The following is a 13,274-nucleotide window of genomic DNA, read 5'->3' as shown; positions in this document are numbered from 1 at the left end:
CGCGCACCCTCACCCCCGCGCCCCGCGGAGAGAACTTCACCGCGTTGGACACCAGGTTGGTGAGCACCTGCACCAGCCGGTCCCGGTCCACCTTCACCCGCGGCGCGCCCGTCACCTCGGCGTGGAGCGAGACACCCGCGCCGTCCGCCATGCCCCGGACGCTCGCGAAGGTGGACTCCACCAGGTCCGCGCATTCCGGCGTGGAGCGCTTCAGCTCCAGCTTGCCCGCCTCCATCTTCTCCAGGTCGAGGATGTCGTTGATGAGGCGGATGAGGCGCTCGGTGTTGGTGCGGGCGATGCGCACCATGTCCAGCGCCTGGGGCGGAATATCACCCACGATGCCGCCCTCCAGCAGGCCCAGGGAGCCACGGATGGAGGTGAGCGGCGTGCGCAGCTCATGGCTCACGGTGGAGATGAACTCGTTCTTCATCCGCTCCACCGCCTTGCGCTCGGCGATGTCGCGCACGAAGACGGTGTAGCGGGGCGGGCCTTCTCCGGGCACGCGGACGATGGTCAGCTCCGCGGGGAAGGTGCTGCCATCCCCTCTCAGACACGGAGACTCCAGCCGCGTGGCCTGCCCCGACGCGGTGCTCCGCCCCGCGGCCAGCACCTTCTGGCGGGCACCGTCCGGCAGCTCCGCCGGGAGCGCCACGGAGAGGAAGTCGCGGCCCACCACGTCCGCGGCGGCCACCTGGAAGGTCTTCTGTGCCGCGGGGTTCAGCTCCAGCAAGGCCCCGCCGCCGTCCAGCAGGAGGATGCCGTCCGGAGAGGCCTCCAGGATCGCCGCCTTGCGCGCCTCGCTGGCGCGCAGCCCGTCGTTCGCCTCGGACAGGGCCTTGGTGCGCTCCTCCACCCGCCGCTCCAAGTCCGTGTTGAGCGCGGCCAGGTCGGCGGAGGCGCGCGACAGCCGCACCATCACCACCAGCACGTAGGCCACCAGCGCCAACGAGACGAGGAAGAAGATGATGCGCGAGCGCTCGTTGCGCTCCTGCGTGCGCTCGTAGAGCTCCAGGTAGGTGTTGATGAGGCGGTCCGCCCGCGCGCTGACAGTGCCCTCCAGCAGGGCCTGGACGGCCGCGTCCGCCTCCTCCTTCGCGCCCCGCGCGTCCGCGGCGCGGGTCCGCTCCAGCAGCGCGGCGCTCTCCTCCAGCGCGCCGACGAACAGGTCCAGCGCCGCGTTCATCGTGCGCTGGTCCATGGCGGACAGGAAGGAGGGGAACCGCCGCAGCGCGTCCGCGCGGGCTCGCAGCGCGGCGAAGTCCTCCGGGCCCGCGCCGTGGAGCGTGCGCAGGCCCATGCGTTCGCGCAGCACGTCCATCTCCAGATCGCCGCTGGCCACGCGCAGGTGCCGCAGCGCGCCGCGGTAGCGGTCATTGTCGGAGGTGGCCCAGGGGCGCCCCATGGCGAACAGGCCACACAGGAGCAGCAGCGCGCCCGCCGCCAACACGCCCGAGCGACGCGGCAGGCGAAGCCCCTGCCTCATCCTGGCACCAGCTTGCGAATCTCCTGAGGCAACGTCATCGGGTCGAAGGGCTTCCCGATGACGCCCAGCGCGCCCAGTTCCAGGTAGCGGGCGACCTCCTGCTTCTGGATTTTCGCCGTCATGAAGATGATGGGCGTGTTCGCCGTGGCCTCCTCGGCGCGCAGCCGGCCGAAGGTGGTGGGCCCGTCCATGCCCGGCATCATCACGTCCAGCAGGATGAGGTCGGGCTGCTCCGCGCGGGCCTTCTCCAGGGCCTCCGCGCCCGACGCGGCGAGCACCGTCGTCCATCCCCCCACGCGGCCGAGGCTGAGATTGCCGATGGTGCGGATGTCCTCTTCATCGTCAACGAGCATCACCTTGCGAAGGGTCGTCATGGCTAGGACGGAACTCTACCAGGGCGGCCGTGCCCTGAAGCGGCCGAGGCAACGCCAGGGGTTGGACCGATATGGAGTGGGAGCCGAGCGTCGGCAGCGCTGACGGCGGGCCGAGGGGACGGGTGCTCGCCCGTCGGCGGAGTGGGACGCGTGTTGGACGTTTGAGTGCTGGGAGGCTCAAAGTCGACGGACGCCCCTTTGCCCATGCCGGACGCTCTCCTGCGAGGCAGCGGACACAAGCGGGGCCGGTCGAAGCAGCGCGCAGCGGAACCTGTCAGTCACCTCGCGTGAGACATGCCGCGCGCGACAGGCGGCGCCCAGTCCACCTCAGCCGCGGTCACCGGCCCAGAAGTCGAACGCTTCGCGGGCGACATCCGCGATGACCCGTTCGCGGGTGGCGTCGTCGGCCGGCGACTCGGAGACGAACACCGCGACCACCAGCCGTCGCCCGTCCGGCAGCGTCACCAGCCCGATGTCGTTCGTGGCCGCGGTGATGCCGTCAACGGTCCTCGATGTCCCCGTCTTGTGCGCGACCGGTGTCCCCGCGGGCAGACGTCCGCGGATCCGGTTCGGGCCCGTGGGTGTTTCGGTGAGGAGGCGCAGCAGGTGCCGCCGCCCGTCCGCCGACATGCCCCGTCCCGCCTCCACCGCGAGCAACAGGGCCGCCGCGCCTTCGGGCGTCGCCCAGTTGCGGTACTGGGCCTTGGGGTCGCGCCCCATCTCTTTTTCGGTGACCGCGACCTCGACGCCGTCGACCTTCACGCTGCGCAGGTATCGCGTCACCGCGGCCGGGCCACCGACCAGGCCGAGGAGGACATCCGCGGCCGTGCCGTCGCTGCCCGACGCGGCACCGCGCAGCAGCTCGCCCAGCGTCAGCTCGACGCCGTCGGGGTGAGCATCGCGGATCGGGCTGTGCTGCCGGTCGGACACGAAGTCCGCGGGCTCGACGCGCACGCGCTGGTCCAGTCGCAGTTCGCCCCGGTCGACGGCGTCCAGGACCGCCATCGCGAGCGGCAGCTTGAACACGCTCTGCATCGGGAAGCGGCGTCCGCCGCCGAGCACGACCGCATCACCGTCCGCGTCATCGTTGGCCAGGACCACCGCGACGCCGACCGGGCCCTCGGCCGGCGCGACCGCACGCTCCAATCGTTCACCGAGCTCGTCGTGCGCCGCCATTGAGGCTGCGCGCGCGTCCACCGGGGCTGGGCCCGCGGCGCACCCCCACGTGCCGAGCACCGCCAGCAGGACGAGGGCGGCGACGAACAGGCTCGAACGATGATGCGCGCGAGTCTTTGATGACATCTCGCCATCATTCTTCGCGGCGCGATGCGTGGCAAGGCGCCGACGCCCCCGCGCGACGGCGAATGACGGCCCTGATTCCAACTGCGTCGCCGGCCTCGCCCGCGCGGTCCGAGGCCCGCGCCACCCGTGCCCAGGACGGAGGCGAACACGAACATCATGCGCATCGGGAGGGTCCTCGTCGCCGTCACCCGGCGCGAAGCCGCCGGTCGATGAGGGCGCCGACGACCGCGCCGACCAGAATCGGCACCAGCGCGTAGAGCGGAATGAACACGAGCGCGATGGCGGACTGCGCGTCCCCCGCCAGGTTCAGCGACCCGTGCGCCCAGGCGAGGAAGCCGAAGCCCGCCAGCGCGGGCGCCAGCAGCGACACCGGCCGTCGGTAGAAGAAGCTGACGGCGAGGAGCGCGCCCCACGCGAGCGCGTTGAACACGCCGAGGAACAGCGTCGCGCCGAGGCCGTCGCCCGCGTACTGCTGCGCCCAGTCGAGGCCATGCGGCAGGCGTGCTGCGTACGGGAGCAACAGCCCGATGACGACGATGAGGATACGGGCGGTGCGCATGGTCATGCCGGACTCCATCGCTTTGCAGGCCGCTCAACCCGACGAACGGCGGCGCTGAAGAATATCCCGTCTGGCTCCAGTCCCGGCTCCGCGGGTCTCCCTCCAACCCCAGCGTGGCACCGCGCAGTGAGGGCGCTACGGCTCGCCCGTGAGCACGCGCCCGTCGTACACCCGGATGTAGCCCTCGCCCTGGTCCGTGACGGCGCCGAAGCCGCCGGTCACCACGACGTGGCCCGCCGGGGTGAGCGAGAGGTCGCTGATACGGACCGGACCTCCCGTCCCCGTGCTCCCCTCGACGTAGGTCACCGGGCCGAGCGCACGGGTCGTGAGGTTCATTGCCGCGAACCAGCCCCGGCCAAACTCCGTTCCAACCGCGAGGGGTTCGTGCCCGCCGACGAGCAGCGTCCCGGAGGGCGCGAAGGTCTGCAGGGTGACCACGCCCGGCCCGTTCGGGATGGTCGCGGTCCACTGCGTCACCCCATTCGCTCCAATCCACCGCTGGGTGAAGCCCCCGGCAGACTGGGAGGTGTTGGGCAAGAGGGTGCTCGTCGCGCCCTCGGCGTTGACGGCGAAGAGGTCCCAGCCGTCCTGCGTCTCCCACAGGGTGGCACCCTCCGCGCTGTACTTCCGGAGGTAGGACTTCACGAACACCGACTCCCCGGACGTCTCGTTCCGGTTGAACACGCTGCCGGACAGATAGACCTCCCCCTGGTCATTCACCGCCAGGCCAGAGGCGTAGTTGAACTGGCCCTCATTGAAGCGCAGGCTCCAACGCTTGGCAGCCTGCGGCGAGATGGCGATGAGTTCGAGCTGACGCGCGAGCTCATGATTGCCCAGGCTCAACAGCACGTAGACGTTCCCGCTTGCGCTCACCGCGAGCTCGGGCCAGTTGGGATTCTCGACGGATTCTGAAGAGGTCCACAGCACCTGCCCGTGCGTGTCGTACCGGGTCACCCGTCCGAAGTAGTCCACCACGTAGGCATTGCTCGCGCCATCCAGGGCCATCTCCACCCCGCCGCTCAGGGGGACCGACCAGCGCAGCTGCCCGGTGCTGCTGAGCCGCTGCAGCTGCCCGACCTCAAGGACGACGATGTCACCACCGGCCGAAACCGCCACGCTCCGCGGATGAGAGCCCCGCCGCGCCTCCCACCGCAGGAGGGACTCGAGCGCCTCCAGGGAGACAACCTTCGTCCCGTCCATGACGAGCGAGCAGCCGCCACCCGCCACCACGGCGCAGGCCCCGCCCCAGGTCGGAATCCCCGCTGGCGCGGCCCGGAGCGTCACCTGCGCCTTGCGGACCGGCATCCTGCACGGCTCGTCGCAGGACCAGCCTTCCCCGTCGGCCCCCACGCGCGCTCCGCCACCCGGCAGGCTCCTCACCTCCACATAGCCGACCCCCATGCCCTTGAGGACCGCGCTGTCCACGTCGGGCGCGCCCTCCACCTCGAGGCGGGCCTCGCTCGGCCCCGCAAGCCGGGGCGAGAACTGCACCCGCACCTCGCACTCCCTGCCCGCGTCGAGGAAGCGCTCGCAGGTGTTGGCGGTGATGGTGAACCCGCTGCCCTCCACCTTGACGGACACGGACTCCACCGCCGACGGAGACGCGTTGCGCACGGTGAAGAGCTGCTCAGGGGAGGACCGGCCCACCTCCAGCTCACCGAAGTCGGCCTCCTCCCGGTCGATGATGAGCACGGCCGGCTTCTGTTCTTCGCGAGAGCACGCGGCGGAAAGGACAGACGCGCTGAGCAGCAGGGAGAGCAATGGCTTGCGAAGCATGCGCGGCCTTGTATGCGAGCCCATGTCTGCGTGACAAGCTGGCACAGGCATCATCAAGCCGAGGACAAGCGCCTCGGGCTCGTTACGGCGGTAGATGACTGAGGGCTGAGCCGCCGATGCGCATCCGAATTCGTGGCCCCCACGGCGAGGGGCGGCACGTCATCAGCGGCACCCTGCCGTGCGGCAGTAGCTCGCGAACATCCAAGGCGACTGGCAAGGGCGCTTCATGACGCTTCCAGCGGCGGCAGGTGGGCGGGTGGGTCGTGCAGCTCACGGACGCGCCGCTCGACCTGGACAACCCCACCCACCTGGGCGCGCTCAAGCGGACCTATGAGCGCTTCCCGGAGATTGGCGGTCGCTCGGCGCCTTGCCCCCCGCAGCTCGGGGGCCCCAAGTGAGAGCGGCCGGGCGCTGTTCGGTGGACGCCTCACAATCACCCACTGCTGCTGCGACTCCCCCCAAGGTATCGGACCTCAAGCATCGTGGCGAAACATGGGGTCTGACCGGCCTCACTTGAACTGAGGTACGGCCATGCCCATCGACGCCCTGCTCGCAGCGCTCTCGCAGCACCACTTTCCCAATCCTCCAGCGACGCCTGCCCAAATCGCGGCCTTCGAGTCTCGCGTGGGATGGAAGCTCGATGCTGACCTACGAGCCTTCTACCTCCACTGTGACGGAGCGGCGTTGTTCGAGTCCCCTCCTGACGCGAACTATCGGATTCTCCCGCTGGCGGAGATTCGACGTGCGCGCCTCGCGGTCTTCGGCCGTGACGACGACGCCTACGGCTCACCGTCGTTGTATGCCCTGGTCGACATGCAGGACACCAACTACGTCGTCGTAGACGTGGAGCCGAAGTTCACCAGGTACCCGCTGTTCGATGCCTTCCATGAGACGTTCCCGGCGGTGGAGCAGATTGCACCGTCCTTCGGGGACTTGCTCATGCGGGCGCTGGACAGCGGCGGGCGCTCATTCTGGCTGGAGGAGTAGCCGCGCGACGGTGCTCGCCGCTGCCTGCGCCGCTCACCCTGGCGCCCCGCGACACCTCAGGGGAACGTCACGTTGCCAATCGTCACCGTGCGAGGACCCTCTGCCTCCCACAGCTTGAGCGAAAAGGAGCCTCGCGCGGATTCAGTGGACGCTTCTGCTTCAATCACCACGCGCCCAGGCGCACCTGATGTAACAGGCGATTTCTGCCACACGCGGAGCACCTTCAATTCTGTTCCAGGGGGACCACGGAGTGCGGCGCCGCTTGCTGTCCATGGCAGATCTCCCCGCAAGCCCATCAGGGAGACTTCCAGGGCGACACGGCCCGTCGAGCGGTAGCTTTGAACCTGGAATGGTTGGGGCGCACTCTTCGAGTCCGAGGAAACCGTCTTGGTCACGATCCGACCGGCCACACCGTTCACATCGATGCCGCCGGTCGCGAGCAATCCCGCGAGTCCCCCCGGAACGTCATGCTCCGACACCAGACGCGCGTTCTCTTCCTGGCACCGTAGCGTCTCGGCTCGCGCCTCCCTCGCTTCCTGCTGGTACGACTCAACGGTTCTCGCGTTCCGATACACCTCGACAAGGCTGTCCGCGCGCGCGGGATGAATCGTCAGCAGGAACGAAGCGCCAGCAGGCGCTGCGCCGTCGCGGAAGCGCACAGACACCCGGAGCTTCTCCCCGGAAGTCCCCCGCTCCGAAGGAACCAGCCGCATCGTCGTGCGGCCCACGTCGACATTCGAGAAGACGTGCCTCCCTTCCAGGGCGATGCCCTCTTGGGCCAACTCCGAGTCAAAGAGAATCACGGTGGACAAACCGGGGCTGACTGCAATCTCGGTCAGCACGCCTGAATCATCCGGCCCCAACTCGATTCGCCGAGCGCCGTTCCCCGACACCAAGTTCCCCTGAGCCGCCGCGCCCCCCGCCATGAGCGAGAGCCAGAGGAGAACGACCGATGATGTTGCATGCATCCGTCCGCGGCTCCCTCACGCGGCGCCCCGCGCCGCATCACTCAAACTCGCGCACCGCCCTCACATCGCCGGTCGTGAAGACACGGGCCGAGGTGGGATTGTCATCCCCTTGCTCCCTCTCCAACCCCTTCACCAAGGACTCTGACTGCAACTCCAGGCACACGGGAAAGCTCTTTCCATCGCGAGTACGCGCATGGGTGAATCGGCCATAGACGCGGTCACTCACGATGAGGCGCCCAGAGAAGACCGTGCCACTCGGCATGCGCTTCCACTCGCCGAGCAGCAGCGCTTCAGTCGGACCATCCGTCACCGTGATGACCTGCGGCTTGCTGACCAGAAAGGTCACGGCATAGTGGTCTCCCGCCTTGACGCCCCACCGCGCCATCTCCTCAACGGCCCCGTCTGGACACGGCTCATAGGGAGGAGGCGGGCGCACCTGCGCTCCAGGACACGCCAACCCCGTGCAGGCCGCCACCGCGACAAGCGCCTTGCTCATGATACCCGCGCCCTTCCTTCCAGGCTTTGGTGGCGGCGGGGTCTGGGTCTTCTCCATCTTCACGGTTGTGGCCTCGGGGATCATCGCAGGGGCAGCGAAGGCCGCAGGGGTGGACTCCTTGCCGGAGAGGGGCGCTGCGGCGTGGACAGCTTGGGATGAACTCTCCAGGCGCGCTACTTCCTGACGGGGCGGCACGGCCCCCGCATCGCGCAACGTCCGCGAGCTCCACGCCCACCCCACCGCGACCAGCACCGCGACCAGCGCCAGGGCCGCCGTGCCCCAACGCAGCGAGGTCAGCACGGGCCGCGAAGCTTGTTCCGACGCGGCGCTCCGCTCCTCCAACGATGGCGCCTGCGCCTCCAATGGAGGAGGCCTCGCCTGCTCTCGCCGCTTGCCGCGCCGGGGGCGGCGCAGCGGTTCGTTCAGCCACTTGTCGAAGGTGTCCCTGTCCCCCTCCGTCGTCGCGGTGTCCTCGCCGTGGGCGTCACACAGCGGCACATCCCATGTCGCGTCCGCGCCTCGCAGCACCTCCTCCAGCGTCACACACAGCGCCCCCGCGCTCGGCACCCGCGCGACCGGCGCCTTCTCCAACAGCCGCAGGCACACGTCACTGAGCGCCGCGGGCACACGCGCGTTCACCTGACGGGGCGCAAGCGCTTCATTCGTGATGACGACATCCGCCAGCGTGAAGTGGTCCCCCACGAAGGGAGGCCGCGCGGTGAGGAGCTGGTAGAGGACCACGCCCAGCGCCCACAAGTCGTCCAAGGGGCCCGGCGTGTAGAAGGCCCCAGGCACCCGGGCATGCTGCCGGAAGAAGCTCCACGCCTCCGGAGCGCGGTACTCGGGCGTCCCAGGCGGGAGGATGTCCACCGTGATTCCTGGCGCCCCCGCGTAGTCCCCCACGCCGAAGTCCACCAGCTTCGCCGCACCATCCACGGTGCGCACCATGACGTTGGCCTCCTTCACGTCACGGTGAAGCACACCTGCCTCGTGGACGGCCTCCAGCGCCCGCGCCACGTCCAGCACGACGCGCGCCACCTGCCGCGCGGAGGGGTTCTCCTCGGACGCCCACACGTCCAACTGCCGCCCTTCCACGTACTCCATGACGATGACGCCGAACTCAGGAGACGCCACCGGCCACTTCCCGAAGCCATGAAGGCCCACCACGTTGGGGTGACGCAGCTTCAGCAGAATGGAGACCTCACGCTCCACCCGCGCGCCTACGCGCGCCAGCTCCAACAGCTTCAGCGCGTAGGCCTGCCCCTCACACCGTGCGAGGTACACGGCCCCGAAGCCGCCGCTGCCCAGCCGGCGCTCCACCGTGTAGCCCACCACCTGGGCGCCGGGCGCGAGCACCGCGAGGGCAGGCTCCTTGTGCCTCATGGCGTCCGCCTCCCAGCCTTCCGGACCTCGCCCATGCGCGCACCCTCCCAACGGGCCGCGGACCCTACCAAAGGGACTGCTCCGGATGGAGTCCGTCCTCGCGACCGGCTTGAGCCGCTTGACGTCTGACATCCATCATCAACATCTAGACGTCTGGCATCCCATTCCACTACGAAGGAGGGATGGAAGAAGTCACCTTCGGGAAGTTCCATGAATGAAGAGCTGGCAATCACCATCGGCACGGTCGCGCGGGAGGCGCGGGAGAAGCTGGGGATGACGCGCGCCGAGGTGGCCGAGCGCGTGGGCCTCGTGGAGCCCGCCTACGGGCGCCTGGAGCGAGGGAAGGTGTTGCCCAGCGTCCCCGTCTTCCACCGCCTCAGCCTGACGCTGGGCCTCTCGCCCGAGGTCCTGCTGGGCACGACGCCGCGCGGGACAGGGAAGAAGAAGCCTCCACGCGCTCCGTCCCTTGAAGCGGAGACGCCCGAGCTGCGCCGCCTGCTGGCGCTCGCGCGGAAGCTGGACGAGGAGAAGCTGGACGCGCTCCTCCACGTCGCCACCGCCCTGACTCGCTAGTCTTTCTTCGCGAGCGCCTCGAGTTCGTGCGCGTCCAGCCCCTCCGGGTAGAGGCCACCCTCACCGAACTCCACCACGTCACGCAGGCAGCCTCCCTCCGCGATGACGCGGGCGACCTCCGCCTGGGCATCCTGGCGCCCAAAGGTCGGATGCCACTTTGTCAGCGCCGCGCGCAGCACGGCTCCCAGGTCCGCCGCCGTGGCGAAGCGCTCTCCCGGGACAACGCGCAAGGCCGTGTGGAGGAGGGCCTTCACGTCCGCGGACAGCCCTGCCACGGCCACCTCGACATCCGCCGGACTGAAGCTGGCGAGCAGCACGCGCATCTGCGTCAGCGGCAAGGAAGGGAGCTGCTCGGCCTGGAGAGGACTGAGCCCCCTGGGAGGTGAAGGCACGTCCTCCACGTCGAAGAGGTGCGTGCCCGTCAGCAGCTCCACGAGCACCACGCCCAGACTGAAGACGTCCGAGGCCGGGGACAGCGGCAGGCGCTCCAGGTACTCAGGAGAGGCATAGGCCACGTCACCTCGGACGAGGTTGGCGGGAGACTCAAGCCGCCCCACCATGAGCGAGTAGGCGGCGCCGAAGTTGGCGAGCTTCACCCCGCCATGCGCCCCCAGGTAGATGTGCCGAGGGTTGACGTCCCGGTGGATGATGCCCAGCGGCTTGCCGGTCTCGCCTCGCGACGTGTGGGCGTGGTGGAGGGCGTCCGCGACCTCGGCGCCGATGTAGAGCGCCAGCGCCTCTGACACGGGATTGCCCCGCGCGATGCCCGCGCTCACCAACGTGTCCAGCGAAGGCCCGTCCACGTACTCCATGACGACGTGAGGCGTGTTCCGGTGAATCTTCAGGTGGAAGACCTGGGCGATGCTGGGGTGATTGAGCCCGAAGGCCAGTTGAATCTCATCGGAGAGCCGCTTGCGCTCCTCGTAGCTGGAGGGGCTGGGCAGACGACGCACGAGGCACCGGCCCGGCACCTCCTCCTCCAATGCATAGCGGTGAGCCAGGAGCAGCGCCTCGCCCGTGGGCATCCGCATCAACTCACGGACGGCCTCGTACCGGACGCCGCCCACCGTGAAGAGCGGCTGCGGTGTCTTCGGCGTCGCGGGTGGAGGGGGGACGTGGGACCGCGCGGGGCGTCTGTCACTGTCGGTCGTGGAGGGCATGCGGTCCTCGGGAGGCAATGCGTGGGTTTCCGAGGATTCTCGACGATATGAACTCATGAAGTCCATAGAACATGGACTTTATAGATTCACAGCATCAGGATATGCGCTGGCGAGTCCTGGGAGGGAAGCTCTACGCGATGGACACGGGGGCACGCTAATCTTTCCCAAGGCGGAAGGGGGCGGCAATGCGCGCTGACGTACTGCTGTTGGTGGTGGCTGTGCTTGCCACGGGGTGCGCCTCGGCGCCGAATGCTCTCGAACGTGACGGACCGCTGCGCTACACGCCGCGCGTGGCCGCGTCCCCCGCCTGGGTAGAACCGCCAAGCGATTCAGGACCCGAGGTGCGCCCACGGCGATTGCGCCGCAAGGGGCTACGTCACGACGTCACGGAAGCCGGGCCTGGCACCATGTCTGGAGCTGCCGGAGGTAGGGAGCGGAGTGCCGCAGCGACGCGCCAGGCCGTCCTCGACGCCATTGACGAGGTGAAGCGCTCCATGGAGGGCAGCGAAGCCGCGCGCTCCCGACTTGCGTCGCGTCCGCCCTCCCTCGGTGGCCGTGGGCTCGCCGGGGTGTTCACGCGCTATCTCAACCACGGCTCCGAGCAACGGGCGTGGCTCCGACGAACGCTTGGGAGCGCCACCGCGCTGGTGAGCGTGGCGTCGCAGGTGGGGGACTCCGACATGGAGTTGGGCGTCCTCCGCATGTCGGGACCTCGCCTCCAGGCCGCGATGTTCGGAGCCCTGCTGCTGGCCACGTGGGTGGACTTCCTCCAACTCGCTGACGCCGTGGTACGCGACTGTCCCATGTGCGGTTACGAGAAGCTGTTCGTGGACCTGCATCGAGTTCAAAGCATGATGACTCCGACGCTGGCAGACCTCGCCTCGGGGGACTCGGAGCGCGTAGAGGCGGCGGCGACCGCGATGCCCGTGCTGATGGGGGAGCTGACCCACGAGTTCGACGCGATTCATCGGGATGCGCGCTTGGCCATGGAGTTCGGCGGCAAGGTCATGGTGGCGGCGCAGGTGCTGGAGATGCTCACCATGGTTTCCACGCTGAAGATGTCGCTGCCTCGGCTGCCCCCGGCCGCACCCGCGACGCTCGGCGTTGGGTTCGTCATGAGCTCGGGTGGCGTCATGGTGGGCTCGCGAATCGTCGTTTCCGCGGAGTGGGTGGAGCTGATGCGCAGGCTCGTGCAGGCGGGCGTCATCTCCCTCCCGGCCGTCAGCGCGGCCATCCGCATTCACGGCGGACAGGTGATGATGGCCCAGGCGCACCAGGACTTGCCCAAGGGCGTGCGCGACGCGCTGGGAGACAGCCCCGAAGTGCGCGGCATGCGGGTGACGGGCAGAGCGGGCGCGGGCATGTCCGACGCACCGAAGCACCACGTCCTGCCGAAGGAGCACCGTGCGTGGTTCGAGGCGCGCGGCTTCAAGGGGGACATGGACATCGACCAGTTCTGCGTGCGGCTGGAGCGGGCCCACCACGAGGCGATTCACGGTGGAGGGAACTGGAAGCTGGGGCGCATTTGGCCCGGCGAGTGGAACCGAATGATCATGGGTGTTTTGCAAGAAGCCGAGACGGTGGCCGGACGGAAGTTGACGAGGAATACGGTACTGAAGCTCGTCGCAAAGGAGATGAAGCGCTATAGCATCCCGACGAAATTCACTTCCTGGAGCGGGAGATGAACGAGGGAAGTTCCTGGCGTGGCGATTGGCCGGCACGGCTGTATGAGCGGGTTCGCGAGCTCGGCTACGACTCCCTTACAGCTTTTGCAGAGGCACGCCCTACTGCCTCGTTGGTCGAATTGGCCGATGTGCTGGGCAATGGAGACCTCGCAGGGGTGCAGGTGTTCAGGGGGCTGGTCGAGGAGGCAGAACGTGCCCATCAAATCACTCGGTTGGTGCGCAGCCAGTTCGTTCGTGAGCTGTCTGAGGGGCTACCGAACGGTTGGCCGTCGGTGCTGGATGACGAAGCCCGGCTAGAGGTCGCCATGGTGCTTGGATCCTGGTTTGGTTTCACGCCCGTTACGCATCAGGAGCGCGTCAGGCAGGTCAACGCGGCACTTCTCACTCATCCGCCCCCCGCGGGTTGGCGCCCGCTCGGTCCTGACGACGCGCTTCTCCGGACGCTTCTCCCTGACGACGAAGCCTGAACGAATGCGGTGGCCCCGCCAATTGGTGAGATGGGGCGCCACGTTGCTACGCCGCCACTCC

The 13,274-nt window shown here is 68.7% G+C and carries 12 protein-coding genes and 1 pseudogene; 5 read left to right on the top strand and 8 right to left on the bottom strand.

Going from position 1 to position 13,274, the window contains the following annotated elements; genetic code table 11:
• The 5 genes from HV824_RS19610 to HV824_RS19590 form a co-directional block, all read right to left on the bottom strand.
• Positions 1 to 1,483, bottom strand: a 1,483-nt coding sequence (locus HV824_RS19610) for a cell wall metabolism sensor histidine kinase WalK (RefSeq protein ID WP_176423987.1), incomplete at its 3' end; no start/stop codon positions are given.
• Positions 1,480 to 1,857, bottom strand: coding sequence for a response regulator (locus HV824_RS19605; protein WP_176423986.1), 378 nt, complete (start codon positions 1,855 to 1,857; stop codon positions 1,480 to 1,482). The genes HV824_RS19605 and HV824_RS19610, both read right to left, overlap by 4 nt.
• A gap of 327 nt (positions 1,858 to 2,184) precedes the next feature.
• Positions 2,185 to 3,159 carry a class A beta-lactamase gene (gene bla / locus HV824_RS19600; protein WP_176419941.1) on the bottom strand — a complete coding sequence of 325 codons (975 nt, stop codon included), beginning with the start codon at positions 3,157 to 3,159 and terminating at the stop codon, positions 2,185 to 2,187.
• Between the two features lie 184 nt (positions 3,160 to 3,343).
• Positions 3,344 to 3,718, bottom strand: coding sequence for a hypothetical protein (locus HV824_RS19595; RefSeq protein ID WP_217917549.1), 375 nt, complete (start codon positions 3,716 to 3,718; stop codon positions 3,344 to 3,346).
• A 135-nt stretch (positions 3,719 to 3,853) separates the two neighbouring features.
• Positions 3,854 to 5,494, bottom strand: a complete 1,641-nt coding sequence (locus tag HV824_RS19590; protein WP_176423984.1) for a PQQ-binding-like beta-propeller repeat protein — start codon at positions 5,492 to 5,494, stop codon at positions 3,854 to 3,856.
• A 245-nt stretch (positions 5,495 to 5,739) separates the two neighbouring features.
• Here HV824_RS19590 and HV824_RS37515 point away from each other — a divergent pair.
• Positions 5,740 to 5,892 (top strand): annotated as a pseudogene (locus HV824_RS37515) (DUF5953 family protein); the annotation flags it as partial.
• Positions 5,893 to 6,025: 133 nt separating this feature from the next.
• Positions 6,026 to 6,481 carry an SMI1/KNR4 family protein gene (locus tag HV824_RS19585; RefSeq protein ID WP_176423983.1) on the top strand — a complete coding sequence of 152 codons (456 nt, stop codon included), beginning with the start codon at positions 6,026 to 6,028 and terminating at the stop codon, positions 6,479 to 6,481.
• Positions 6,482 to 6,537: 56 nt separating this feature from the next.
• Here HV824_RS19585 and HV824_RS19580 read toward each other — a convergent pair whose 3' ends face one another.
• Positions 6,538 to 7,449, bottom strand: a complete 912-nt coding sequence (locus HV824_RS19580) for a DUF2381 family protein (RefSeq protein WP_176423982.1) — start codon at positions 7,447 to 7,449, stop codon at positions 6,538 to 6,540.
• A gap of 37 nt (positions 7,450 to 7,486) precedes the next feature.
• Positions 7,487 to 9,328: a serine/threonine-protein kinase gene (locus tag HV824_RS19575; protein WP_176423981.1), complete on the bottom strand. Its 1,842-nt coding sequence runs from the start codon at positions 9,326 to 9,328 to the stop codon at positions 7,487 to 7,489.
• A 210-nt stretch (positions 9,329 to 9,538) separates the two neighbouring features.
• Between HV824_RS19575 and HV824_RS19570 the strand changes: the two genes are divergently transcribed.
• Positions 9,539 to 9,901 (top strand): helix-turn-helix transcriptional regulator, encoded by a 363-nt coding sequence (locus tag HV824_RS19570; protein WP_176419935.1) that lies wholly within the window; start codon positions 9,539 to 9,541, stop codon positions 9,899 to 9,901.
• On the opposite strand, the gene HV824_RS19565 is transcribed toward HV824_RS19570, so the two are convergent.
• Entirely contained in the window at positions 9,898 to 11,061 is a 1,164-nt protein-coding gene (locus HV824_RS19565) for a serine/threonine-protein kinase (protein WP_176423980.1), read from the bottom strand. The genes HV824_RS19570 and HV824_RS19565 overlap by 4 nt on opposite strands.
• A gap of 185 nt (positions 11,062 to 11,246) precedes the next feature.
• Here HV824_RS19565 and HV824_RS19560 point away from each other — a divergent pair, with 185 nt between their 5' ends.
• Together HV824_RS19560 and HV824_RS19555 are read left to right on the top strand one after the other, a co-directional pair.
• Entirely contained in the window at positions 11,247 to 12,746 is a 1,500-nt protein-coding gene (locus HV824_RS19560; RefSeq protein ID WP_176419933.1) for a DUF2380 domain-containing protein, read from the top strand.
• A complete protein-coding gene (locus HV824_RS19555; RefSeq protein ID WP_176419932.1) occupies positions 12,743 to 13,213 on the top strand; it encodes an NUDIX hydrolase in 471 nt (156 codons plus the stop codon). Before HV824_RS19560 ends, HV824_RS19555 begins: the two co-directional genes overlap by 4 nt.
• The last annotated feature ends 61 nt before the right edge of the window (positions 13,214 to 13,274 follow it).

The organism is Myxococcus sp. AM009 (assembly GCF_013372605.1).
Taxonomy (GTDB): Bacteria; Myxococcota; Myxococcia; order Myxococcales; family Myxococcaceae; genus Myxococcus; species Myxococcus vastator.
The sequence above is the reverse complement of the archived record's forward strand: the minus strand, read 5'-3'. Positions and strand labels throughout refer to the sequence as shown.